Raw genomic sequence first — 23054 nt, 5'->3', positions numbered from 1 at the left:
GTGACGTCCCGGCAACCTGCCGGATACCCTGATGGACTGTGCTACAGGCCATGTCACGCCGCGCTCTCACTGTCGCCCTGATCGGGGCCCTTCCGCTCACCCTGATGGCGGCACCAGCCGCCGAAGCGGGTCACCGTCCGCTTCGCCTCATCGGGGAACAGCTCGTCCCGAACTTCCTGCCCTACGAGGGCACGATCGTCGGCGGCCTGTCCAGCATCGACTACGACCACCGCACCGGTGAGTACGCGCTGATCTGCGACGACCGGTCCGCCATCAACCCGGCGCGGTTCTACACGGCGAAGTTCACCCTCGACGCCAAGGGACTCGGCCCGGTCACCTTCACCGGCACCAAGCCGCTCCTGCGTCCCGACGGCACGCCGTACCCGCCGCTCGCGAAGAACGACCCGGCGCAGCCGCCGAACATGCAGACCATCGACCCCGAAGAGCTGCGCGTCGACCCCTGGACCGGCCAGTACCTCTGGTCGCAGGAGGGCGAGCGATCGGCTGCGGCCCGGATCGACCCGTCGATCCGCGAGGCGAAGCGCGACGGCTCCTACGTCCGCGACCTGCCGATCCCCGCCAACGAGAAGATGACCGAGAAGGCGGGACCGCGGCAGAATCTCGCCCTCGAAGGCATCACCTTCGCCGGTTTCGGCTCTCTGATCGCCAGTTCGGTCGAAGGCCCGCTGCTGCAGGACGGCCCTGAGCCGACCACCACGTCCGGTGGCCTCTCGCGCATCACCCTGCAGTCGCGTTTCGGGCCGATCCTCGCGCAGTACGCGTACCCGCAGGAGAAGGTCTTCGCGGCCCCGAACCCGCCCGGCGGTTTCGCGACCACCGGCGTCTCGTCGCTGCTGGCCGTCGACCAGGCCGATCCGACCCGCTACCTGGTGATGGAGCGCGCGTTCGTCACCGGCGTCGGCAACAAGATCCGCATCTACGAGATCGACACCAAGGGCGCCACGAACGTCGCGAAGATCCCTTCACTCGGCGGGGCCGAGAAGGTCAAACCGGTCAAGAAGCGCCTGCTCGCGGACCTGGCGGACTTCAAGTTGTCCACTGTGGACAACGTCGAGGGGATGACCTGGGGCCCGCGCCTGCCCGGCGGCGAGCGCAGTCTGGTGCTGGTCAGCGACAACAACTTCTCCGCGACCCAGGTGACCCAGTTCATCGCTCTGGCGGTCCCCTCGGAACGGCTTTGACCAGCGGGTTAAACTGGACTCATGGACACGGCTCGGCTGCTCCTTAGCCTGCCGCGCTGAACTCGGCCGATCGGCCGGGACCAGCGCGGCGACCCCTCATGCCCTCCGGGCTGAGGGGTCGAGTTGTTTCTGGAGTGGCTTGACGTGGATGAGCACGGAGGATTTCGGCGATGAACCAGGCGAGCGAAGGCGCCGACTCGGCCCCTCAGCACCGCTACACCGCGGAGCTGGCGGGCCAGATCGAGCAGCACTGGCAGGACTACTGGTCCGACCACGGCACCTACCACGCACCGAACCCGGTCGGCCCGCTCGCGGACGAGAGCGACAGTGGTTCGTCTGTCCCGTCCGACAAGCTGTTCGTCCAGGACATGTTCCCGTACCCGTCGGGCGCCGGCCTGCACGTCGGGCACCCGCTGGGCTTCATCGCGACCGACGTCTTCGCGCGGTACCACCGCATGATCGGCCGGAACGTGCTGCACACGATGGGCTTCGACGCCTTCGGCCTGCCCGCGGAGCAGTACGCGGTCCAGACCGGGCAGCACCCGCGCAAGACCACCGAAGAGAACATGCAGACCTATCTGCGCCAGATCCGGCGCCTGGGCCTGGGGCACGACGAGCGTCGCCGGATTTCCACCATCGACCCGGACTACTACAAGTGGACCCAGTGGATCTTCCTGCAGATCTTCAACTCCTGGTACGACGAGAAGGCGGGGAAGGCCCGCCCGATCGTCGAGCTGGAAACCGAGTACGCGCAGGACAAGCGCGCCACTCCGGACGGCCGCGACTGGTGTGAGCTGACTCGTGCCGAGCAGCTGAAGATCATCGATACGCATCGCCTGGTCTATCTGTCCGAAGCGCCGGTGAACTGGTGCCCGGGTCTGGGCACGGTGCTGTCGAACGAGGAGGTCACCTCCGACGGCCGCAGCGAGCGCGGCAACTTCCCGGTGTTCCGGCGCAATCTGCGCCAGTGGATGATGCGCATCACCGCCTACGCCGATCGCCTGGTCGACGACCTGGACCTGCTGGACTGGCCGGAAAAGGTCAAATCCATGCAGCGGCACTGGATCGGCCGTTCGCACGGCGCGCGCGTCTCTTTCGTGTCCGGTGAGCAGAAGATCGAGGTCTTCACCACCCGTCCGGACACCCTGTTCGGCGCCACCTATCTGGTGGTCGCGCCCGAGCACACCCTGGTCGACGAGCTGACCGCCGCCACCTGGCCGGAAGGCGTCGACGCCAGGTGGACCGGCGAAGCCGCCACCCCGGCCGAAGCCATCGCCGCCTACCGCGCCGCCGCGGCGCGGAAGTCCGAATTGGACCGTCAGGAGAACAAGGAGAAGACCGGCGTCTTCACCGGCTCCTACGCGGTGAACCCGGCCAATGGCAAGGAAATCCCGATCTTCGTCGCCGACTACGTGCTGATGGGCTACGGCACCGGCGCGATCATGGCAGTACCCGGCCAAGACACTCGTGACTGGGAGTTCGCCGAGAAGTTCGGCCTGGAGATCATCCGCACCGTCCAGCCGTCGGAAGGCTTCGACGGCAAGGCGTTCACCGGCGACGGGCCCGCGATCAATTCGGGCTTCTTGGATGGCATGGTCGTCGACGAGGCCAAGAAGACGACCATCGGCTGGCTGGAAGAGCACGGCCATGGCCGCGGCACCGTCCAGTACAAGCTGCGCGACTGGCTGTTCTCACGTCAGCGTTACTGGGGCGAACCGTTCCCGGTCGTCTACGACGAGGACGGGCAGATCCACCCGCTGCCGGACAGCATGCTGCCGGTCGAGCTGCCCGAGGTCGCCGACTACTCGCCGGTGACCTTCGACCCGGAGGACAAGGACAGCACGCCGTCCTCGCCGCTGGCCCGCGCCACCGACTGGGTCGAGGTCGAGCTGGATCTGGGCGACGGCGAGAAGACCTATCGCCGCGACATCAACACGATGCCGAACTGGGCGGGTTCCTGCTGGTATCAGCTGCGGTACCTGGACCCGACCAACCCCGACGTGTTCGTGGCGCCGGAGAACGAGGCCTACTGGGTCGGTCCGCGTCCCGCCGAGCACGGCGTCGACGACCCTGGCGGCACGGACCTGTACGTCGGCGGTGTCGAGCACGCCGTGCTGCACCTGCTGTACTCGCGGTTCTGGCACAAGGTGCTGTTCGACCTGGGCCACGTCACGTCCGCGGAGCCGTACCGGAAGCTGTTCAACCAGGGTTATGTCCAGGCCTACGCCTACACGGACGCCCGCGGTGTCTACGTCCAGGCCGATCAGGTCGAGGAGCGGGACGGCAAGTTCTTCTTCGGCGAAGAAGAGGTCAAGCAGGAATACGGCAAAATGGGCAAGAGCCTGAAGAATGTCGTGACGCCTGACCAGATGGCCGCCGACTACGGCGCCGACACCTTCCGCTTCTACGAGATGTCGATGGGTCCGCTGGACGTCTCGCGGCCGTGGGCGACCAAGGACGTCGTCGGCGCGCAGCGGTTCTTGCAGCGACTGTGGCGCCTGGTCGTCGACGAGGAGTCCGGCGAGCTGCGTGTGTCCACTGTGGACGCGACAGATGCCGACCGCAAGCAGCTGCACAAGGCGATCGCCGGGGTCCGCGAGGACTACGCGGAACTGCGGTTCAACACGGCGGGCGCGAAGCTGATCGAGCTGAACAACTACGTCACCAAGACCTACGGCGGCACCGAGGCGACCCCGCGCGAACTGGTGGAAGGGCTGGTGCTGATGCTGGCGCCACTGGCCCCGCACCTGACCGAGGAGCTGTGGAAGCGCCTGGGCCACGCGGATTCCCTGGTGCACGGGCCGTTCCCGGTCGTCGACGAGAAGTACCTGGTCGAGGACTCCGTGGAGTACCCGATCCAGGTCAACGGCAAGGTGCGTTCGCGGATCACCGTGCCCGCCGACGCGGACAAGGACGCCGTGCAGGCGGCCGCGCTGGCCGACGAGAAGGTCGCCGCGCTGGTCGGCGACGGCACCCCGCGCAAGGTGATCGTGGTGCCGGGGCGCTTGGTCAACATCGTGCTGTAGCTAGGTGGCCGAAAGGCGCCAGCGTCGAGGGTCATGAGGCGATTCGATGGAGTTGTTCAAGGACAACGAAATCGAATGGAGAACACCGCATGACCCTCGACGGCAAGGTGGCTTTGGTGACCGGCGGCAGCCGCGGGATCGGTGCCGCCACGGCGATCCGGCTCGCCGAGGACGGCGCCGACGTCGCTCTCACCTACCAGAACAACGCCGGACTCGCGGCCGGTGTCGTGGACAAGATCAAGGCGCTCGGCCGCCGGGCACTGGCTGTCCAGGCCGACAGCGCCGACGCGGCCGCGATCTCTTCGGCCGTCGAAACGACGGTCGCCGAGTTCGGCAGGCTCGACGTGCTGGTCAACAACGCGGGCGTCGGCTTCGTCGGCCCGCTCGACCAGACGAGCCTGGAAGACATCGACCGCGTGCTCGCGATCAACGTCCGCGGTGTCTACGTGGCCACCCAGGCCGCGGCCCGGCACCTCGGCGAAGGCGGGCGCGTGATCAGCATCGGCAGCTGCGTTTCGGACCGCGTGCCCGGTCCCGGGATGTCGCTGTACGCGGTGAGCAAGACCGCGCTGCTGGGCCTGACCAAGGGCCTCGCCAGGGAACTCGGGCCGCGTGGCATCACCGTGAACATCGTCCACCCCGGCCCGACCGACACCGACCTGAACCCGGCCGACGGCCCGTACGCCGCCGACCAGCGGAGCATGACGGTGTTCGACCGCTACGGCTCGCCGTCGGAGGTCGCCGCGACCGTGTCGTTCCTGGCACGGCCGGAAAGCAAGTACGTGACCGCGACGACCGTTTCTGTCGACGGCGGGCACGCGGCCTAGGCCGCGTCCTGTGAGTCTGTTCGATGGGCTTCGTGATCCAGGTGGTTCCTGGCGGTGCGGGCGGATCGGCCTCGTACCGGGTTGTACTCGGCCGGGTCCGCCCGTGCCGTCAGGGAGCGCCTGGGCGCGAAGACCGCGAACATGACTTGCAGGACACGGCCTAGTCGGTGGACAGGCCGATCTCGCGCGCGAGATCGGCCAGCATCGCGTCGAAGAGGACGTCCGGTTTCGAGAACGGGATCGGATAGTTGCCGAAGACCTCGAGCGTGACGTGCCCGTAGAGCCGGGCCCAGAACTGGATCATCAGGTACGTCACGCCGAGGTCGAGCTTCTCCAGCGGGAAGGTCTCGTCGGACTCCCCCAGCACGGCCAGCAATTCCCCTTGGAACGACGTGAGATCGTCGCGCAACTCGGCGGGGACCACATCGTTCGACGGCGTCACCAGATCGTGCATCGCGAGCACCCGGCCCGCCGCCGCGAGGAAGATCCGCCCGAACGGCTCGCCCAGCCTGCTCAACGTGTCGTCGCCCGCGGGTGAGGCGAAGACCAGCGTGAACTCCTTGGTGTGGGTCAACGCCCAGCGCCGGAATCCCTTGCAGATGGCGAAAAGCTGCAGCGCGCCCTCGTCCGGCAGCTGCGCGATGTCCTCGGCCAGCCCGGCCGCGAGATCCGCGACGACGTCCGCCCGAAGGTGCTCGACCAAGTCGTCACGCGAGCCGTAGTAGCGGTACAACGCCGGCGCCGTGATGCCGAGCTCGCGCGCGATCGCCCGCAGGGTCACGGCCTCCGGCCCCTGCTCGACCAGAAGCGCCCGCGCCGTCCGCCGGATGTCCTGATCGGTCGCGGCCCGCTCGCGACCCCTGCGGCCGGTGTTGTTCATCCGGGCATTCTAGGTGGTCAATGCCCCCTTACCGGGGAACAGCCCAGAAGGCGAGCCTGGAGCCTGGTGAGTGGCCGGAGCGCCAGGAAAATCGGTACGGCCATCCCGAGCGCGACGAAGAAATGCACGATCCATGCCCCCACCAGCGTCGGCCCGCCCCACGTGCCTTCGGGGTCGCTCCCGGACCAGAAAAGCCCGTAGGTCGCGATGCGCCCGACGAGATACAGGAGAAGAAGCGCGAGCAGGAACGCGACCGCGCTCGGCCCGAAGGCCGCCGCGAACCGCGGCCGTCCTCCGCCCTCGCGGCTCTCGCCGCCGAGCCACCGCCGCGCGAGCCCGCGCTGGCCCTTCGCGCCACCGAGGTACCCCGGAAGTACGAGAAGCGCGTAGATCGCCCGTTTCCAGTCCGAAATCGTCATATCGAGCACGCTATGGGCTGCTGACCTGGGCGAACACCGGGCAGGCCGCCGTGTCCGGTAGGGAAAACCCGGTCCTGTGGTGATCCACACGACCGGGGTGTGGATGCGCGTGAAACGTTCACCGATGTCAGGCGGGTATGCCACACTCGGTCGCCGAATGGCTACGACGTGAACAGGGGAGGTTCGCGTGTCGAACCCTGAGCAGCTCTTCGCTGATTACGAGGCCAAGCTGGCCGACGCCCAGCGGAAGGCGAATCAGATGCGCACCGAGATCGAAGGTGTCTCGGTGTCCGAACGCAGCAAGGACGGCCAGATCTCCGTCAAGGTCAACCACGCGGGGAACCTCGTGGGCTTGGAGATCGGCCCGTCGGTACGGGACAACCCGGCCCTCGCACAGGAGATCCTCCGCGTCGTCCAGAGCGCCCAGAGCAAACTGGCGGACGCGATGCAGACCGGCGTTCCGTCGATCGCGGGCAGCGAGACCATGAACGAGCTGGTCAACCAGCTGCACAACGAGTACCCGGAACCCGAACCGACGGGCTACGTCGAGGGCGGCCACCAAGCGGCGGACGAAGACGACCGCTTCGTGTCCGAAGACGAACTCGACGCTCCGCCGCCCCCGCCCGCTCCGAAGCCGCCCGCTCCTCCGGCCCCACCCGCGCCGCCGCGTGCCGCGCGCAGGCAGCAGCCGGATCACGAGGACGACTACTTCGCCGGCGGCGACTTCCTGCGCTGAGCGGGTTCTTGAGGGAGGGGAAACATGGGGCAACCACAAGGCGATCAAGGTTTCAATGTCGATCCGGTGCAGATCGACGAACACGCCAAGCAAGTGGAAGAGACGCACGAACATCTGCGGGTCGCGCTCGACGCGGACAGAGATCGTGTGGACATGTTGGCCTTCGGACTGATCGGCAACATGTGTGGGATGCCGTTGATCTGCAACAACCTTTCGGAGAATGTGCGAGAGGCTCTGCAGTCCGCGATCTCGGCAGGCGAACACCACGTCGCAGCGGTACGGAAGTGGGCCGAGGTGCGTCGGGTCACCGAGCAGGACGCGATAGACCTCCTGAAGCGGGCAGAGCAGGTGGAACGTGGCTGAGAACGACGTCCTCAAGAGTGCCAAGGGCGAAACGGACGCCGAGAAATACAAGGTGGACAGCGCCCTGGAAGGTGCGGGCGCCGTCCAGGATGTGTTCGGCGGTGCCGAAAAGCTCTTGAACGGTGATTGGACGGAGGGACTCCTCAGCCTCGCGGGAGCCGTGCCGGATATCGTCGAGGTCATCAAGAACCCTCTGGAAACCCTGATGAGCTGGGGTTTTGGATGGATCATCGAACACGTTGACTTCTTGAAGGAACCGCTTAACTGGGTCTCCGGTGACCAAGACGCCCTCGATCTCGAAGTGCAGAAATGGCTGGAGGTCGGCAAATACGTCAAGACGACGGCCGAGACGCTGACCGATGAGGTCCAAAAGAACTGCATGGATTGGTCAGGCGCTGCGGCTGACGCGTATCGCGCCTACGTTCAAAAGCAACTCAATGGGTACCGGGAGATAGTACGGCTCGCCGAACTCGCCGGGAACATCATCAACATCTGCAAGACGGTGCTTTCGGTGGTTCGAACGATCATCCGCGACCTGATCACCGACACCCTGGCCAAGATCGTCATGATCATCGCCAGGTATCCGCCTCCTGCCTATCCTGCCGCTTTGGCGGCGGAGGGCGTTCCCTTCGCGATCGAAAAAAGCACCGAGGCCATGACGTGGGCTGAGAAGCTGATGCGCGTCCTCCTGCGCGCGAAGTCCATGTTGATGGACTTTTACAAGAACGTCGGCGACCTCCTCAAGAAGGGCGATGTGTTCGAGGGTGCCGGAATGGGGGCGTTCTGGGAGGTGGCGAAGGAAGCAGGAAAGACGGCGGTCAAAGAGGTGGTCAAGAGCGCGTCGGAAGACAAGGCGAACGACCGGCGAGAGACGACCATCAACGCCACTGGCGACCCGAAGCCGTCGGGAAAGGCTGACGGAGCTGTCGGCGTCAGGCGTCCTGCCGAGCAGGAGCCGATTTTCGAGCAACCTGGAACACAACGGATATCCGGGTCGATCCAGTGAGCAACAGTCTTTTGATGACCGGATACGAAGCAGTTCCTACAGTTACGCGCAGATCCCCTTGGAAGGTGGCGGGCGTCACCGTCGGCGTGCTCCTCTATGCGCTGATCTGCTGGACTCTGCTCGGCCGCGGGATGGTGGCCCACGGCGAGGAGGGGACAAGCAATCTCGTCGACATGGCGACGGCGAAGACTTGCGAGGAGATAGGCCCGCTGAGCATCGCCGGGATCGGCTACTACTGGGTCTGCGACATCGAGGTTCGCCCCTATTCGTCGGGATCCAGGCAGGAAGTCGTGACGGCGCGCTCGTTCCCGGACGAGTTGACACCGGCCGACATCGGTAAGCCCGTCCGAGTCAAAGAGTTCGGCAGGTACTACGCCAGGGACTTCGAGAACGATGTTCCGTGGTGGAGCATCGCACCTGGCATCGGTGGGTTCGTGGGGTTGGGGCTGTTCGCCCACTGGCAACGAAACAAGCGTTTCCGCAAACCTGTCACCGAGGCACCCATGGCTACCTCGCTTTCTCTCTCGTCAGTTCGCCCGCTAGGGGGCGTCGCGGCTCCTGCTGGCCTTCCCCTGATGGCATCGAGAACGGTCACGCCCAACGACTGGTCGTCAGCGAAGTTCTGGCGCATTTGCGGGGTGATCTTCGTTCTCGCCGTCATCTCCGGGATCGTGGGTCTCACCGCAGGGAGCGGAACGGAGCTCCGCGAAGCGACCCTGACGCTCGCGGCGATCGGGCTCCTCTCACCTGGATGGCTCTGGTTCTGCACCCCAGCGCGATGGAAAAAGGCGACCTGGTGCACCACGTTCACAGTGTCGGTCGAAGGAATTCGCTGGTTTCGCCGTGACAAGGCAACCTTCGAGGTGAGCTGGGACGAGCTTCGGGAGCTTCGGTTGACCACTGTCACCGATGGCCGCACTTTGCGGATGATCGACTTCTTCCCTCTTGACGAGGATTTCGCGAAGCATCATCGAACACTGAAAGGGCTATGGGGGATCGGGGCGAACCTCGACGGCCGTCCACTTCCGCCGGTCGTGAACGGATACCGGATTCCTGAGGCGTTCAGTGACGCCGCGTTCGCCGAAATCCGGGCCGCGATGAGCATGATCCGGCCGGACAAACTGAGCGAGTATCGAGGTACACCACAGAGTGCGCGTGCTTTCTGAATTCGGCGCAGCCTTCGATATAGGGCTCCGAGGAGCGCGTTGAAAACGGTGTCGAGAGGCCTGACGGGCTGGTTCGTGCTGGTCGGAGCCGACACCCTGGTCCAGATCCAACGAGATCCGGAACACCCTGGCCACACGCCGGTCGACGGTTTCGTCAGGCTGGTCTTGTTCGTGACGTTCATCGTCGCGTTGCTCGGGGTCAAGAAGATCGGCTTCGTGAGCGTCGTCCAAGCTCTCACCTTCGGCGCGATCAAGCCTGAGAAGCCCGCCGCGGAAACGGCGGCGATCACGTTCGACGTACCCGAGACCGACGAAGACAGCCGTCTGGCGGCGAACATCGTCGCTGGTCAGCTCTTCCTGATCGGTCTCGGTCTGTTGTTGGCCGGCGGCGCGGCGGGCTGGGCGATGCTCGACGGAGGCGGTTTCACCGCGCTGTCGTCGGGCACGTTCCTCGTCGCCGGGTTGGCGGTCTATCCCCTCATCCGATGGCCATCAGACGGGTGCGAGACAGCGGTCGCACCTGGCCGATCGAGATCACCTTCACGCCCGTCGGGATGAGCCAGCCTGTCGGCGACGGACAGAAGACCGTCGCGTGGCCGAGCATTACCGGTTTCGTCTTCGATCGTCACCGAGGCGGTCGCCGGGTGGACGCGCACGTCGCGATCTCGGACGAGCGAGGACGGCGCCAGCTGTTGCCGGAATTCGGCAACGAATCCGCGTATGGATTCCTGATGACCAGCGCGATGGACCCCTTCCGAAGCCGAACGGGCGGAAGCAGCCATCGAGCGATTCCGGCCTGGGCCAGCGAGTTCGTCGTGGCGGGTTCGGACTCGAGAAGTGGGGCGGTGACGGAGTTGTGCGCTGGAGCAAGCGTTTGAACGATCCGGTGACGGCTACGCAGGAGGAGCCGACGATCGTCACCCGAGAATCTCGCGTCGCGGCGATCGTCAAAGGGATCGCCGCGTGGTCGGTGGCCGCGGTTTTCGTCCTGACCCTGCTGACGGTGATCCGGCACGCCGACGCGCTGGCCGACAGCCTTCGGTTTCTCGTCGTCGCCGGGATCGCGGCAGCCCTGGCCGGAGTCTTGTCGGGAGCCGTGAACGGTCGGCGCGCGGTGATGAGCCGGTTCGCGTTCCGGCGGTGCGAGATCAGTGCGCCACAGCCGCTCCCCGAGGAGGCGGTCGGGTTCGGGATTCCCGATACCGCCAAGTTCGTCACCCGGATCTTGTTCTCCGGTCTCAACGGCGTCGGGTGGATCATCTTCGGCGGCGGCTTGGTCGTCGCCGCCGATGAGGCTCGGATCACCGATCGCTCGTCGACGGTTCTCGGGTCGGTGGTCTTCGCGATCGGACTCTTCTTCCTGGGATCCCTCGCGTTTCGCCACCGCGAGACCACGAAGTCGCTGCGTGTGTCCGTGACCGAAGACGGGTTGGAGCAACCGGTCGCCGGAGACCGAAACCTTGTCCTGTCATGGGATGAAATCAAGGAACTGGTCCTGGACGAACACATCGCCGGTGGGCACTTCTCCGCTCACGTCGTCCTGGTGGACGTGGAAGCAGAGGTCCTTCTCCATCGCGAACTCCGGAAGAAGTCGAGGTTCGGGCATCAGCTGACGCCGACCATGACGGCAGCCGAAGCGGAACGGTTTGCGGCCTTGGTCGAATCCCGTCGACCCGGCCTGGTGCGTCGGCCTGTCCGGGAGATCACCCGGGGCGGCTTCGGTGTCGTCGGTGCGGTGCGGCGCACCATCTTGCGCTGGAAGGACGGCACAACCCCGCGCCCGGCGCCACAAGATGGGCTGGTGATCTCGAAGGTCGCCGACGCGGCCAAACAACGACGCGCGGGCTTCGCCGCCCTTGTCACTGCGGTGGTTCTCGGCTTCGGGGTCATCTCGGAAACCGGGGTGGCGGTCCGTATCGTCGCCGGTTTGCTGGGCCTGTTGATGTTCTGGATGGCGGTCGGTTCGCGGCGGCGCGACCAGAGTCAGGTCATCAGGGAAGTGGCGCTCAAGTCACGGTGGATCACGGTGGCGACCCTGACGTCCCGGACCTGGAACTGGTCCGTGCGCTGGAGTGACGTCGAGAAAGTCGTGCTGCGCCGAACCGCCGGCACCGATGCGTTCCACGTGGTTCTTCGCCCGTCGAAACGCGTCGACGCGTACTACCCGCGCGAGCGCTTGGCGCTACCACTGGGACTGAAGCGCGAGAACAACGGCGACATCCTGGTCGCGGAAACCGAACTGACGTCGGAGGACGTCAAGCTGATCTGGCCGGTTCTCAAAGGGAACACAGAAGTCGCTTTCGACACCCCGGGGATCGAGGACCCCCATTACCTCGGGGATCAAGCTTCAGGACCCGGAAGGAACGGCAGATGACCGACGAGCGGTTGGTGATCTCGCGAACGTCGGAGGGCATCGTTCATCTGATGCTGGTCGTTCTGTTCGGCACCTTGGCCGTAACTACCGCACAAAGGTGGCGTGGATGGCTCAGTGGGCGGATATCGAAAAGGTTTTCCTGAGCCTCAACTTCCGTGAGTACACGCAATACAACAGCGGCTCTGATCAGTTCACGTTGGTCATTCGTCCAGGTCCGGATTTCGATGCTCAGGCCGCAGGCTTCACCCGGGAACCCGACGGTGATCTCCAGGTAGCGGATATCGGCCTCTGGCCTCGCGATGCCGAGCTGGTGCTGCCCTTTCTCGTGAAGCACGTCGACGTCGCGATCGAGGATGACAACACCGCAGTGCCTACTGTGCCTGATGAGCCGGTGGTGAGCACGGCTCGCGAGGAAGATCTCGACGTCGTGGAAGACGTGGTGAAGATCCATGTGAACGGCTGGGACAAGCGCAAGATGTGGGGCTTTCGGTTCGCCTCTCTGATGATCGTCCTTTAGCTTGGGCCTCGCGGCTTCTGCTTCCGGACGTACGGCACCTTCGTCGGGGTGTAGTGGCACGAGACCGACGCGGTTCGCTGGGGAGTCGACCACGGCTCCAGGTACCTGGACTTCCTGCCGAGCTCGGACATGTTCGCGGTCCGTCATCCTCGACTGGCCGAGTTGACCAAGAGCGACCCGTATGACGACGAGTCCGAAAGTCTCGAAGGCGGGTCGTATCGGTTGGCGCGACCGTTCTCGGTGAACGCGCGACGCGAGTTCGAGAGCAGCATGCGGAAATCCGAACGAGTGGAGTTCCGCGAAACGGCCGCGGTCGGCAGCTAGTTCATCGACTTCGACCAGTTGCCCGCGTCCAACAGGGACAACAGATCCTTGGCCATCTTCCTGGTGGGACTGCCGTCCGACCAGTCGTCGGCGAGGGTCCGCAACACAACCGCCATGTCGCGGATCTGATGCTCGACCGCCTCGAGCAAGTCCACCGGCCGGTCGTTCTCGTCCTGATAGATCGCGTAACCGGCTTCGGGCACGAAACAGCCCCACCAGTCCAGCAACAACGTAAAAGCCTCGGCACGCGGTTTCCCCGGCCGATCCCGGATGACTTCGAGCAGGACGCCCACCGCCGGAACCACGGCCGGATACAGCGTCCCCTGGTGATCGTTGCTCACCGCGCCGGCCAGGCGGCCGACCGCCTTGGCGGCGCCGTCGTCGGATGTTCGCGTTGCCAGCTTTTCGGCCGCACCGGCCGCTTCGTCCGGTCGGTACGAAGACGGGCCGGGTAAGGCGAACCAATCCATCGCCTCACCTTGTTGAAGCCTTGAGCGAGGCGGGCCTGAACGGGGCGCCGCCGACGCCGATCACTCGGGGGGCTACGTGATCGACGCCGGCGACCCGATGCCCTGGTCCCGTACTCAGTGGGGACCTGGGCAACGTCACCGCGTAGACGCGGCAACGCATCTCAAGAGCGGGCGTGATCGCCGAAGTGACGCCCCGGGGGAGGTTATCCCCCGAAAGAGTGACGGCGTTCCGCTGCTCGCCTGATTGTCGCACTACGCGCCGAGAAAGTTACAAAGTTCTTCACATCTTTGCCCGAAGAAGGGTCATGACCGGACAACTCCTGGTCATGGCATGGTCTCCTCCATGACTTCTCAGGTACTGGTCATCGGGTCCGCCAATGCCGATCTCGTCGTCCCGGTCGATCGGCGACCCGGTGGTGGCGAAACCGTACTCGGTGGCGACACGATCTTGTCGCCGGGTGGCAAAGGCGCCAACACGGCGGTCGCCGCGGCCAGGCTCGGCGCGGACGTCGCGTTGCTCGGAGCGGTCGGTGACGATCCGTACGGTGAGCTGCTCAAGCGCTCGCTGGCCGAGTCCGGGGTGGACACAGACCCGTTGCGCACGAGTGAGCGTCCGACCGGGATCGCGTACATCACGGTCACGCCCGACGGTGAGAATTCGATTCTCGTCTCGCCCGGCGCCAATTCCGCTTTGCGGCCCGAGGACGTCGATCTCGACGGCGCCGAGATCGTGGTGCTGTCGCTGGAGATTCCGCTCGAAACCGTCGAGCACGCCGTGGCGAAGGCGGCCGAGGCCGGGGTTCGAACGCTGTTGAACCTTTCGCCTGCGGCCGAACTTTCCGCGAAGACGCTTCAGAACCTCGACGTCCTTTTGGTCAATGAGCACGAGGCGGCTTTCCTTCTCGGCGGCGAGGCCGACTTCCCGAAGCTGCTCGACCTCGGTCCGAAGGCCGCTGTCGTGACGCTCGGCGCGAAGGGCGCAGCGGTGGTGACCGCGGCCGGGGTGACGGAGGTGCCGTCGCCGAAGGTCGACGCCGTCGACACCACGGGCGCCGGTGACGCTTTCGCGGGTGCGCTCGCCACGGCGCTCGCGAAGGGCGACGAGCTGGCCGACGCGGCACGTAAGGCGGTGAAGGTGGCGGCGATCACCGTGACCCGTCAGGGCGCGCAGCCGTCGTATCCCACAGCATCCGAACTGGAATGATGTCTTCTTCTGTGTTGTGCTGTTGGCTATGAGCCAGGTCACGCCCCCTATGAGATATGGTCTAGACCATGCCGTCTGAGTCACTGACCGGGGTCGCCGTCAGTCCCGGCCGCGCGAGCGGTCCTGTCGTCCGAGTCGCCGAATCTCTCGGTGAACCCGCGAGCACACCGGCACCGGCCGATCCCGCCGCCGAGGCCGCCCGGATCGACCCGGCCGCGCAGATCGTGGCGGCCCGGCTCGAGAAGCTGGCCGAGACCGCGACGGGTGAGGCCGCGACGATCCTCATCACCACCGCGGCGATGGCGGCCGACCCGGCGCTGGTCTCCTCCGCGGAGCAGCTGGTCAAGAACCAGAACCTGCCAGCCCCCCGCGCGGTGCACCAGGCGGCGGGGAAGTTCGCCGACGCGCTCGCGGCCGCCGGCGGCTACATGGCCGAGAGGGCCCGCGACGTCCTCGACGTCCGTGACAGGCTCGTCGCCGAGCTGCTCGGCATCGCGCCTCCTGGCGTTCCCGACCTGGACTCGCCGAGTGTGCTCGTCGCGCGTGACCTCGCGCCCGCCGACACCGCCGGGCTCGACCCGGACAAGGTGCTCGCGCTCGTCACCGAAGAGGGCGGCCCCACCAGCCACACCGCGATCCTCGCCCGCGCGCTCGGCATCCCCGCCGTCGTCGCGGTCCGCGGGATCCTCGCCCTCGACGCGCAAGCGCTTGCGGTGGACGGTGACACCGGCGTGGTCGGGGTCGCGGACCCGAGTGCCGAGATCGTCACGGCCGCCAAGACCGGCGCGATCGAGTGGGACGGCAGCGGCGCGACCGCCGACGGCCACCGCGTGAAGGTGCTCGGCAACGTCGGTTCCGCCACGGACGCCCAGGCCGCGGCCGAAGCCGGCGCCGAAGGGATCGGCCTCTTCCGCACCGAGTTCTGCTACCTCGACGCCTCCTCGGAGCCGAGCGTCGAAGAGCAGCGCAAGGCCTACACCGCCGTGCTCACGCCGTTCCGCGGCAAGCCGGTCATCGTCCGCACCCTCGACGCGGGCGCCGACAAGCCTCTCGCCTTCCTGGAGCCCGAGGACGAGCCCAACCCGGCCCTCGGCGTACGCGGGCTTCGGGTCGCCTTCGACCGCCCCGAGATCCTCGACCGCCAGCTCGAAGCCATCGCGGGTGCCGCGCAGGACTCCGGCGCCGAGGTTTCGGTGATGGCGCCGATGGTCGCCACCGTGGCCGAGGCCGCCTGGTTCGCCGAGCGCGCCCGTGCCGCCGGAATCGCCCGCGCGGGGGTGATGATCGAGATCCCGGCCGCCGCGCTGACAGCCCGCGAGATCCTCGAAGCGGTCGACTTCGTCTCCGTCGGCACCAACGACCTCGCGCAGTACACCTTCGCCGCGGATCGCCAGCTCGGCGCGGTCGCCAAGCTCAACGACCCGTGGCAGCCCGGATTGCTGCGCCTGCTCAAGGTCATCGGCCAGGCCGCGAAGGACACCGGCAAGCCCGCCGGCGTCTGCGGTGAGGCCGCCGCCGACCCGAGGCTCGCGTTGGTCCTGGCAGGACTCGGCCTGACCAGTCTCTCGATGAACGCGCCCGCGGTGCGCGCGGTCGGCGCGAGCCTGGCCGCCACGACGCTGGCCGAATGCGAGGCGCTGGCCGAGGCGGCTTTGGCCACGTCAGACCCGGTTTCCGCGAGGCAGGCCGCCGCACAGCGATAGCAAAGGTCCCCTGCTCTCCCGGTGGTGAACCTCGGGCAGATCGGCCAGGCCGCCGCGGTGGCGCGGCGAGGGTGGTGGCCGGGCAGTACCTCGGGTTCGCCGGGGCGGCGCGTGTGGCGTGAGCGCGACACGGAAGACGACGAGCCCGCTGTCGGCCCCGGCGTTCTCCCCGTGGCCGGGGTGACCTTCGCCAACGACGGCGACAACATCGGCGTCTACATCCCCGTGTTCGCCAACACCGGCACCGGCGGGCTCGTCGTGTGCGCGGTATCGGTTTGCTGATTCTCCTGCACGCCTGATGTCGAAATCCGGTCCACCGCTTCGACGCCTTGGTGAAGACAGCCAACGCGACGAAAGGAACCGGACCATGACGACCACCATGACCCCGACACGGGCGGGACGCCGGGAGTGGGTCGGGCTGGCCGTACTGGCCCTCCCCACCTTCCTGGTCTCCCTCGACGTGTTCGTGCTGATCCTCGCGCTGCCGAAACTCACCCAGAGCCTCGGCGCCGACAGCACCCAGCAGCTGTGGATCATGGACGTCTACGGCTTCATGATCGCCGGGTTCATGGTCACCATGGGCACCCTCGGCGACCGCATCGGCCGCCGGAAACTGCTGCTCATCGGCGCCACGGCGTTCGGCGCGGCCTCGGTGCTGGCGGCGTTCTCGACCAGTGCGCCGATGCTCATCGCCGCCCGCGCGATCCTCGGGATCGCCGGTGCGACGCTGGCGCCGTCGACGCTCGCCCTGATCAGCAACCTGTTCCCCGACAGCCGTCAGCGCTCGCTCGCGATCGGGATCTGGGCGGGCTGCTTCACCGTCGGCGCGATCGTCGGCCCGATGGTCGGCGGCGTGCTCCTGGAGCACTTCTGGTGGGGTTCGGTGTTCCTGCTCGGCGTTCCCGCGATGGTCCTGCTGCTCGTCGTCGGCCCGAAGCTCCTGCCCGAGTACCGCAACGAGAACGCCGGCCGTCTCGACCTGGCGAGCGTCGCGTTGTCGCTGGTCACGATCCTGCCCGCGGTCTACGGCATCAAGGAACTCGCCCGCGAAGGCGTTCACTTGGTCCCGGCGGCGTCGCTCCTGATCGGTCTCGGCTTCGGCGCGGTGTTCGTGCGCCGCCAGCGCGTCCTCAAGGACCCGCTGATCGACCTGAAGCTGTTCCGCAGCCGCGCCTTCTCCACCGCGCTCGGCGGGATGTGCGCGTTCACCATGCTGGGCGGCACGACCATGCTCTTCGTCGCGCAGTTCTTCCAGATCGTCCTGGAGCTCTCACCGGTCGGCGCCGCGCTGGCGCTGGTGCCGGGCATGCTCGCCTCGACCGTCAGCTTCCTGTCCGCGCCGATCCTCGCCCGCCGCTTCCGCCCGGCCACCCTGATCGCCGGCGGGCTGGCCGGGGCGATCGCTGGTTTCCTGCTGCTGACGCAGGTCGAGGCCGGAGCCGGTCCGGTGGTCCCGTCGATCGCCTTCGCCATCACCTGCCTGTGCGGCGGGCCGCTGGTCACCCTGGGCACGGACCTGGTCGTCGGCTCCGTGCCGCCGGAAAAGGCCGGGTCGGCGGCCTCGCTTTCGCAGACCGGTAACGAGTTCGGCTACGCGTTGGGCATCGCGACCGTCGGGACGCTGGGCAACGCCGTCACCCGCGCCCGGCTCGCCGACGCCGTCCCCGCGCACGACGCCTTCGCCAGCGGGATGCACGCGGTGTCCGGGCTGGCCGCGCTGGTGCTGGCCGGGATCGCGTTCTTCGTGATCCGGCACCTCCGGCACGTGCGCCCTGTCGGTGCTTAACCGAAGAAGCCCCGCCGCGGGTACTTGATGATCAGCGCTCCCCCGTGCACGCGCCCGGTGATGACGAACCGGGGCGTGCCGGGGCGGCCGTTCGACTGGGTCCGGTCGTCGAGGTTGCCGAACTTGATGTCGGTGATCGAGTTCGTGTCGACGGCGGCGTTCTCGGGGATGGTGATCTCCACCGGACCCCATTTGGCCTGCAGTTCGATGTGCACCACCGGGTGCCGGATCTCGGCCTGGGAGAAGTCCAGTTTCGTGGCCCCGTACTTGTTCCGGATCACCATCGACTCCGGGACCAGCCAGTTCCCGTTGCGCTGCAACGCCGAGTACTTGCCCGTGAGCTCCATGACCTGCCCGGACGGATGCGCGTGGGCGTGCGGCCCCGGCGGCGCCCACGGGTTCTGCTGCTGACGCGGCACCATTCCCGCCGCGGGATGCACCAGGCCGGGCAGATCCGTGAGCACCGCGTTCAGCTCGCCGCGGTTCTTCGAGGCGAGGGCGCGGTCGGTCCGCTCGGTGAACTCGTCGAGGTTCAGCATCCCGAGACCGATCGCCTTCTGCAGCACTTCGACGACGTGTTCGCGCTCCGCGTCGGAGACCCGGATGTCCCGCCCGGTCAACGGCTTGGTTTCGGTCGTCGGCTGCTCTTCCTCGCCCATGCCTGGAATGGTAGAACCGGATCTCACGCGCGAGATCGGGGAAATACCCTGAACAGACCCGCATTTCTCCCCAGTGCCGCCCTGCTGGCGGCTGTCCTCCTGCTGACCGGATGCACCGGGTACGGCGGTGTGCCGGAGACGCCGTACGTCCCGCCGCCGTCGCCGTCGAAACTCGCGGGCACCCCGGTCGACCACATCGGTTTCCGGCTCGTCATGGCGACGTCACCGCCGTCGGTCCTCGATCCCGCCACCGGCGCCACCACCCCGCTTCCCGGCGCCCCGCCCGGCGATCGCGTCAACGATGTCGTCCGGGTCGGCAAGTTCCCGGTCGTGCTGTCGGCCGCCCGTTGCGGGCCGTCGTGCCTGGAGCCGTCCGAGGTGCTCGTCTACGGGGACTCCAAGAACCAGCCGTGGAAGCTGGGCAAGGCCCGTAGCGTCGCCCCGTCTGCCGACGAGACCGGCGTTTGGCTGGTCCGTGACGACGGCAACGACCTCTGCCGTCTCCAGTTCGTCTCGCTGCTCGGCGCCGAACGCGATCGCGGACGGCCGGCGAGCTGCACGACGGCGGTGCGCCAGGAGGTGCCGCAAGGCCTGCTGATCACGGTGAACGCCGGGACGGCGACCGCCGAGGACGTGCTGATCGATCCCCTCACCGGCAGGGCGGTGCACCAGTTCCCCCGCATCCTCGCGATCACCAAGGACCGGATGCTGCTCGCCGAGCTGACCGAGTTCTCCGTGCTGGACCTGCGCAACGGGCAGCGCACGCCGGTCAAACGACCGGTGGTCAACGGTTCGCCGGGCCCGGTGGTCCCCAGCCGCGACGGGTACAAGGTCGCTGTCGCGTTCAGCGATCCCGCCTGGCAAGGGACCAGTACACAGACCGCCGACGTCTGGGTGCTCGCGCTCGACTCGCTGACCTGGACGCGGGCGCCCTCGATGCCGATCGTGACGGCGATCGAGCGGGTCGCTCTCGAATGGTCCGAGGACAACGACCTGGTGCTCGTCACCGACGTGGTCGCCGGCTGGCGGCTCGACAGGCCGAGCTGGACGATCGTCAAGACACCGCTGCCCGCCGAACGGAACCGTTCGGTGGTGACCATCGCCCAGGGGTGAGCTACTCGGCGTCGAGACCGTGCTCGATGGCGTAGCGGGCCAGCTCGACCCGGTTGTGCAGCTGGAGTTTCCGCAGCGTCGATTGGACGTGGTTCTCCACCGTCCGGTGCGAGAGCACGAGCTTCTCGGCGATCTGCCGCGCCGTCATCCCCTTCGCGACCAGGCGCAGGACGTCGGTCTCGCGTTCGGTCAACCGCGGCGGCGCGGGCCCGTCGTCCGGGGCGTCGGCCATGCGGCGGTACTCGCCGAGGACGAGCCCGGCGAGTCCGGCGGTGAACACCGGATCCCCCGCGGCCGTCCGCTTGACCGCGTCCACCAGCTCGCTGGCCGAAGCCGATTTGACCAGATAACCGGACGCCCCGGCCTTGACCGCTTCGAGGACGTCGCTGTGCTCGCCGCTCGCGGACAGCACCAGGACCCTGGTCGACGGCAGCTCCGCGGTGATCTCGCGGGTGGCGTCGACGCCCGATGTCTCACCGAGGTTGAGGTCCATCAGCACGACGTCCGGTTTGACCGTGCGCGCGATCCGCACCGCGGCGGGCGCGTCCGGCGCGGTGGCCCGCACGTCGAAACCGTGTTCGGCCAGGTCGCGGGCGACGCCGTCCCGCCACATCGGATGGTCGTCGACCACCATCACCGAAACACCGGGCGCGTCGGTCATCGCTTTCCCCTCGCCGCCACTGGAACCTTGACTTCCCATTCGGTGCCCTGGCCCGGCGCGGTGTCCAGGGCGACGCTTCCGCCCAGATCCCGCACGCGCCCCTTGATGGACTCCGCGATACCTAGATGTCCCCCGGCCGCCGCGCGTTCCAACACACCCTGCCCGATTCCCGGGCCGTCGTCGCGGACGCTGACCACGACCTCGGTGCCGAGGTCCTCCAGCAGCACCCAGGCATGTGCTTCGTCGCCCGCGTGCTTCTCGACGTTCAGCAGTGCCTCGCGTGCCACGGCCACCAGTTCCGCGGTCACGTGCTCGGGCAGCTGGACCTCGCCCGCGGGCGTCGAGACCTGCACCGACGGCGTCGCGAGCAGCTGCAGCGCGGCCCGGAGGTCGGTGGTCCCGTTTTCGCTCGGATGCGTCGGCTCGGTGGTGACCAGCGCCCGCAGCGCGATCTCCTGCTCACCGGCCAGTTTCGCCAGCTCGGCGGCCTCCCCGCCGAATTCGGCGCCGCGTTTGCGCACCCGTGCGAGCACCTGGAGGACGCTGTCGTGGATGGACCGGGCGAGCCGTTCGCGTTCGGCCGTCGCGGCCTCCATACGCAACGCCCTGGTCAGCGCGTCCGCGGACCGGCGGGCCATGGTCGCGGCTTGGCCGATCACGAACCCGCTCGCCGTCAGCAGGAAACCGTCCCGCGCGACGTCGACGTCGAACCGCCAGCGCACCAGCCCGGTGACCACCGAGACCACCAGCCCGGCGAGCACCCCGCCGAGCGCGCCGAACCGGGTCCCGGCGGCCGCGGGCGGGACCGCCGCCCACACCGTCGTGATGAGCGGGGTGTTGGCGTCGAACTGCGCGGTGGTCAGGATCCACGCCGAGGTGAACATGAGGGCGACGGTCAGCAAGAGATCGACACCGACCAGCCACGGCCAGCGGCTCGTCGGCCGCGCGTACAACGCGCTGCTGAGCACGGTCCACACCGTCATCGCCCCGAACGACGTCCACGCGAGCCACTTATTCGTGTAGCCGTCGTAGTGGACGATGAACGAGCCCAGCGCGAAGAGCAGCGTCGTCACGCGAAGCACGATCACTCCGCGCCAGAGCGGAGTGGCGGGGTCCCGTGTGCCGAGCGCCGAGACCGCCCGCCAGAGCGGGGTGCCCGTCATGACTTGGCTTCGGACTCTTTCCCGGAATCGTTCGGCGTCGCCGCCTGATCCCGCAGGACGTCGATCTCCGCCGGATCGGGATCGTGTTCGTGCAGCAGCGACCGGATGCCCGCGTTGAGCACCGCGAGCAGCGGCACCGACAGCAGCGCGCCGGCGATCCCGGCGGCGACGAGACCGGCGGTGATCGCGAGCACCACGGCGAGCGGGTGCAGCTTGACCGCGCGGCCGAGCAGGATCGGCTGCAGCACGTGGCTTTCCAGCTGCATGACGCCGATGACGATGGCCAGCACGACCAGCGCGCCGACGACCCCCTTCGTCACCAGGGCGATCAGCACCGCGACCGCGCCCGCGATCACGGCGCCGATGATCGGGATGAAGGCGCCGAGGAAGACCAGCGTCGCCAGCGGGATCACCAGCGGCACCCCGACGATCGCCAGCCCGATGCCGATGCCGACCGCGTCGACCACGGCCACCGCCGCCGTCGCGCGCACGTAACTGACCAGCGAGGCGAATCCCCGCCGACCGGCGACGTCGACCCGGTTGCGCACCCCGCCGGGCACGCCGAGGACGAGGAACTTCCAGATCTGGTCTCCGCCGGAGAGAAAGAAGATGAGGATGAACAGCGTCAGGATGAAACCGGTGACGATCTCGCCGACCGTGCCCGCCGTGGTGAGCGCGGTGGTGGTGATCGACGCCTGGTTGTTCTGCAGGAAGCCGATCGCCTGGTTGATGAACTCCTGGATCTGTTCCTGGCGCAGGTGCAGCGGCCCGTCGATGAGCCAGGTCTTGATCTGGTTGAGGCTCTCCGTCAGCTGCTTCTGCAGCTCCGGCAGGCCGGAGGAGAACTGCGCGACGACGAACGTCAGCAGCCCGCCCAGCACCGCGAGCCCGGCGATCAGCACTATCCCGGCCGCCAGCCCGCGCGGGAATCTCAGTGTCTGCAGCTTGGAGACCGCGGGCGCGAGCAACGCGGCGAGCAGCAGCGCGATCGACAGCGGGATCACGACCACCGACAGGTAACCGATCAGGAACACGATCACGTAGAGCGCGGCGATCACCACGATGAAGCGCCACGACAACGCGGCGCCGATCCGCAGGCCGCGAGGCACGAGGTTGGTGACGTCTTCCGTGGATTCGGAAAGGAACGGGTTCGACTGGTCGAATTCCGGCTGTTTGCGCTGGGGCTCGCTCACGCGCTCACCGTATCGGTCCGAGGCGACGTTTCTTGAACATTCCGGGCAACGCGCACGAGTCGAATTCGCCCGATGCGACGCTTGACACACCGCCAGCCGGTCGACTCCCGAGTAACCCGGCCTCGCCAGCGTCGATCACCGATCGTAATTTCGGGCTACACCGTGTGTTCTTCACACGATCGTGCCATCAAGGCGCTCCTGGCTCGCTTTGGCCTTCCGCACTTTGCTTACCTCGGTCTCGTCAACCACGAACGGCACACCG

The 23054-nt window shown here is 67.3% G+C and carries 23 protein-coding genes; 16 read left to right on the top strand and 7 right to left on the bottom strand.

What is annotated here, in order from left to right; translation table 11 throughout:
- Positions 1-50: 50 nt before the first annotated feature.
- The 3 genes from ACZ6YV_RS03855 to ACZ6YV_RS03845 all read left to right on the top strand — a co-directional run bounded on the left by ACZ6YV_RS03855 (position 51) and on the right by ACZ6YV_RS03845 (position 5055).
- The gene (locus tag ACZ6YV_RS03855) at positions 51-1202 is read left to right on the top strand and encodes an esterase-like activity of phytase family protein (protein WP_465508175.1); all 1152 of its coding nucleotides are present in this window, start codon (positions 51-53) and stop codon (positions 1200-1202) included.
- A gap of 170 nt (positions 1203-1372) precedes the next feature.
- Positions 1373-4228: a leucine--tRNA ligase gene (leuS, locus tag ACZ6YV_RS03850; protein WP_465508174.1), complete on the top strand. Its 2856-nt coding sequence runs from the start codon at positions 1373-1375 to the stop codon at positions 4226-4228.
- Between the two features lie 89 nt (positions 4229-4317).
- Positions 4318-5055: a 3-oxoacyl-ACP reductase family protein gene (locus ACZ6YV_RS03845; RefSeq protein ID WP_465508173.1), complete on the top strand. Its 738-nt coding sequence runs from the start codon at positions 4318-4320 to the stop codon at positions 5053-5055.
- 160 nt (positions 5056-5215) lie between these two features.
- Here the strand turns inward: ACZ6YV_RS03845 and ACZ6YV_RS03840 are convergent, their stop codons facing one another.
- A complete protein-coding gene (locus ACZ6YV_RS03840) occupies positions 5216-5935 on the bottom strand; it encodes a TetR/AcrR family transcriptional regulator (protein ID WP_378239034.1) in 720 nt (239 codons plus the stop codon).
- Positions 5936-5952: 17 nt separating this feature from the next.
- Positions 5953-6354, bottom strand: a complete 402-nt coding sequence (locus ACZ6YV_RS03835; RefSeq protein ID WP_465508172.1) for a hypothetical protein — start codon at positions 6352-6354, stop codon at positions 5953-5955.
- 187 nt (positions 6355-6541) lie between these two features.
- Between ACZ6YV_RS03835 and ACZ6YV_RS03830 the strand changes: the two genes are divergently transcribed.
- From ACZ6YV_RS03830 to ACZ6YV_RS03795, 8 genes are all read left to right on the top strand, one after another.
- A complete protein-coding gene (locus ACZ6YV_RS03830; protein WP_465508171.1) occupies positions 6542-7090 on the top strand; it encodes a YbaB/EbfC family nucleoid-associated protein in 549 nt (182 codons plus the stop codon).
- Positions 7091-7114: 24 nt separating this feature from the next.
- Complete coding sequence (locus ACZ6YV_RS03825) at positions 7115-7453, top strand: hypothetical protein (RefSeq protein ID WP_191255755.1); 339 nt, start codon at positions 7115-7117, stop codon at positions 7451-7453.
- Positions 7446-8459, top strand: a complete 1014-nt coding sequence (locus ACZ6YV_RS03820; RefSeq protein WP_465508170.1) for a hypothetical protein — start codon at positions 7446-7448, stop codon at positions 8457-8459. Before ACZ6YV_RS03825 ends, ACZ6YV_RS03820 begins: the two co-directional genes overlap by 8 nt.
- Positions 8460-8473: 14 nt before the next feature.
- Positions 8474-9625: a DUF6346 domain-containing protein gene (locus ACZ6YV_RS03815; RefSeq protein ID WP_465508169.1), complete on the top strand. Its 1152-nt coding sequence runs from the start codon at positions 8474-8476 to the stop codon at positions 9623-9625.
- 48 nt (positions 9626-9673) lie between these two features.
- Positions 9674-10183: a hypothetical protein gene (locus ACZ6YV_RS03810; protein ID WP_465508168.1), complete on the top strand. Its 510-nt coding sequence runs from the start codon at positions 9674-9676 to the stop codon at positions 10181-10183.
- Between the two features lie 34 nt (positions 10184-10217).
- Entirely contained in the window at positions 10218-11999 is a 1782-nt protein-coding gene (locus ACZ6YV_RS03805) for a hypothetical protein (protein ID WP_465508167.1), read from the top strand.
- Positions 12000-12105: 106 nt separating this feature from the next.
- Positions 12106-12516 carry a hypothetical protein gene (locus ACZ6YV_RS03800; RefSeq protein ID WP_465508166.1) on the top strand — a complete coding sequence of 137 codons (411 nt, stop codon included), beginning with the start codon at positions 12106-12108 and terminating at the stop codon, positions 12514-12516.
- Positions 12517-12678: 162 nt separating this feature from the next.
- On the top strand, positions 12679-12840 hold the full coding sequence (locus ACZ6YV_RS03795; protein ID WP_465508165.1) for a hypothetical protein: 162 nt from the start codon (positions 12679-12681) through the stop codon (positions 12838-12840).
- On the opposite strand, the gene ACZ6YV_RS03790 is transcribed toward ACZ6YV_RS03795, so the two are convergent.
- Positions 12837-13310, bottom strand: coding sequence for a hypothetical protein (locus ACZ6YV_RS03790; protein WP_465508164.1), 474 nt, complete (start codon positions 13308-13310; stop codon positions 12837-12839). The two genes, ACZ6YV_RS03795 and ACZ6YV_RS03790, sit on opposite strands and share 4 nt — an antisense overlap.
- Before the next feature lie 343 nt (positions 13311-13653).
- Between ACZ6YV_RS03790 and ACZ6YV_RS03785 the strand changes: the two genes are divergently transcribed.
- The 4 genes from ACZ6YV_RS03785 (at position 13654) to ACZ6YV_RS03770 (ending at position 18003) form a co-directional block, all read left to right on the top strand.
- The gene (locus ACZ6YV_RS03785; protein WP_465508163.1) at positions 13654-14514 is read left to right on the top strand and encodes a ribokinase; all 861 of its coding nucleotides are present in this window, start codon (positions 13654-13656) and stop codon (positions 14512-14514) included.
- Between the two features lie 68 nt (positions 14515-14582).
- The gene (gene ptsP / locus ACZ6YV_RS03780; protein ID WP_465508162.1) at positions 14583-16217 is read left to right on the top strand and encodes a phosphoenolpyruvate--protein phosphotransferase; all 1635 of its coding nucleotides are present in this window, start codon (positions 14583-14585) and stop codon (positions 16215-16217) included.
- Between the two features lie 24 nt (positions 16218-16241).
- The gene (locus ACZ6YV_RS03775) at positions 16242-16499 is read left to right on the top strand and encodes a hypothetical protein (protein ID WP_465508161.1); all 258 of its coding nucleotides are present in this window, start codon (positions 16242-16244) and stop codon (positions 16497-16499) included.
- A gap of 85 nt (positions 16500-16584) precedes the next feature.
- A complete protein-coding gene (locus tag ACZ6YV_RS03770; protein WP_465508160.1) occupies positions 16585-18003 on the top strand; it encodes an MFS transporter in 1419 nt (472 codons plus the stop codon).
- Here the strand turns inward: ACZ6YV_RS03770 and ACZ6YV_RS03765 are convergent.
- Positions 18000-18662, bottom strand: coding sequence for a DUF1707 SHOCT-like domain-containing protein (locus ACZ6YV_RS03765; RefSeq protein ID WP_465508159.1), 663 nt, complete (start codon positions 18660-18662; stop codon positions 18000-18002). The two genes, ACZ6YV_RS03770 and ACZ6YV_RS03765, sit on opposite strands and share 4 nt — an antisense overlap.
- A 129-nt stretch (positions 18663-18791) precedes the next feature.
- On the opposite strand from ACZ6YV_RS03765, the gene ACZ6YV_RS03760 reads away from it, so the two are divergent.
- The gene (locus tag ACZ6YV_RS03760; protein ID WP_465508158.1) at positions 18792-19775 is read left to right on the top strand and encodes a hypothetical protein; all 984 of its coding nucleotides are present in this window, start codon (positions 18792-18794) and stop codon (positions 19773-19775) included.
- A 1-nt stretch (position 19776) separates the two neighbouring features.
- Here ACZ6YV_RS03760 and ACZ6YV_RS03755 read toward each other — a convergent pair whose 3' ends face one another.
- Genes ACZ6YV_RS03755 through ACZ6YV_RS03745 form a run of 3 tightly spaced genes read right to left on the bottom strand, consistent with a single transcriptional unit; the run spans position 19777 to position 22792 of the window.
- Positions 19777-20436: a response regulator gene (locus tag ACZ6YV_RS03755; protein WP_378239019.1), complete on the bottom strand. Its 660-nt coding sequence runs from the start codon at positions 20434-20436 to the stop codon at positions 19777-19779.
- Entirely contained in the window at positions 20433-21599 is a 1167-nt protein-coding gene (macS, locus tag ACZ6YV_RS03750) for a MacS family sensor histidine kinase (RefSeq protein ID WP_465508157.1), read from the bottom strand. The genes ACZ6YV_RS03755 and macS overlap by 4 nt, the downstream gene beginning before the upstream one ends.
- The gene (locus tag ACZ6YV_RS03745; RefSeq protein ID WP_465508156.1) at positions 21596-22792 is read right to left on the bottom strand and encodes an AI-2E family transporter; all 1197 of its coding nucleotides are present in this window, start codon (positions 22790-22792) and stop codon (positions 21596-21598) included. Before ACZ6YV_RS03745 ends, macS begins: the two co-directional genes overlap by 4 nt.
- Positions 22793-23054 lie beyond the last annotated feature (262 nt).

The organism is Amycolatopsis sp. NPDC102522 (genome assembly GCF_055584485.1).
The sequence above is the reverse complement of the archived record's forward strand: the minus strand, read 5'-3'. Positions and strand labels throughout refer to the sequence as shown.

What these genes read in the sequence shown, in the direction of transcription:
- ACZ6YV_RS03855 (WP_465508175.1), top strand. Translation starts at nt 51, where the DNA reads ATGTCACGCCGCGCTCTCACTGTCGCCCTGATCGGGGCCCTTCCGCTC.
- leuS (WP_465508174.1), top strand. Translation starts at nt 1,373, where the DNA reads ATGAACCAGGCGAGCGAAGGCGCCGACTCGGCCCCTCAGCACCGCTAC.
- ACZ6YV_RS03845 (WP_465508173.1), top strand. Translation starts at nt 4,318, where the DNA reads ATGACCCTCGACGGCAAGGTGGCTTTGGTGACCGGCGGCAGCCGCGGG.
- ACZ6YV_RS03840 (WP_378239034.1), bottom strand. Translation starts at nt 5,935, where the DNA reads ATGAACAACACCGGCCGCAGGGGTCGCGAGCGGGCCGCGACCGATCAG.
- ACZ6YV_RS03835 (WP_465508172.1), bottom strand. Translation starts at nt 6,354, where the DNA reads ATGACGATTTCGGACTGGAAACGGGCGATCTACGCGCTTCTCGTACTT.
- ACZ6YV_RS03825 (WP_191255755.1), top strand. Translation starts at nt 7,115, where the DNA reads ATGGGGCAACCACAAGGCGATCAAGGTTTCAATGTCGATCCGGTGCAG.
- ACZ6YV_RS03815 (WP_465508169.1), top strand. Translation starts at nt 8,474, where the DNA reads ATGACCGGATACGAAGCAGTTCCTACAGTTACGCGCAGATCCCCTTGG.
- ACZ6YV_RS03800 (WP_465508166.1), top strand. Translation starts at nt 12,106, where the DNA reads ATGGCTCAGTGGGCGGATATCGAAAAGGTTTTCCTGAGCCTCAACTTC.
- ACZ6YV_RS03790 (WP_465508164.1), bottom strand. Translation starts at nt 13,310, where the DNA reads ATGGATTGGTTCGCCTTACCCGGCCCGTCTTCGTACCGACCGGACGAA.
- ACZ6YV_RS03785 (WP_465508163.1), top strand. Translation starts at nt 13,654, where the DNA reads ATGACTTCTCAGGTACTGGTCATCGGGTCCGCCAATGCCGATCTCGTC.
- ptsP (WP_465508162.1), top strand. Translation starts at nt 14,583, where the DNA reads ATGCCGTCTGAGTCACTGACCGGGGTCGCCGTCAGTCCCGGCCGCGCG.
- ACZ6YV_RS03770 (WP_465508160.1), top strand. Translation starts at nt 16,585, where the DNA reads ATGACGACCACCATGACCCCGACACGGGCGGGACGCCGGGAGTGGGTC.
- ACZ6YV_RS03765 (WP_465508159.1), bottom strand. Translation starts at nt 18,662, where the DNA reads ATGGGCGAGGAAGAGCAGCCGACGACCGAAACCAAGCCGTTGACCGGG.
- ACZ6YV_RS03755 (WP_378239019.1), bottom strand. Translation starts at nt 20,436, where the DNA reads ATGACCGACGCGCCCGGTGTTTCGGTGATGGTGGTCGACGACCATCCG.
- macS (WP_465508157.1), bottom strand. Translation starts at nt 21,599, where the DNA reads ATGACGGGCACCCCGCTCTGGCGGGCGGTCTCGGCGCTCGGCACACGG.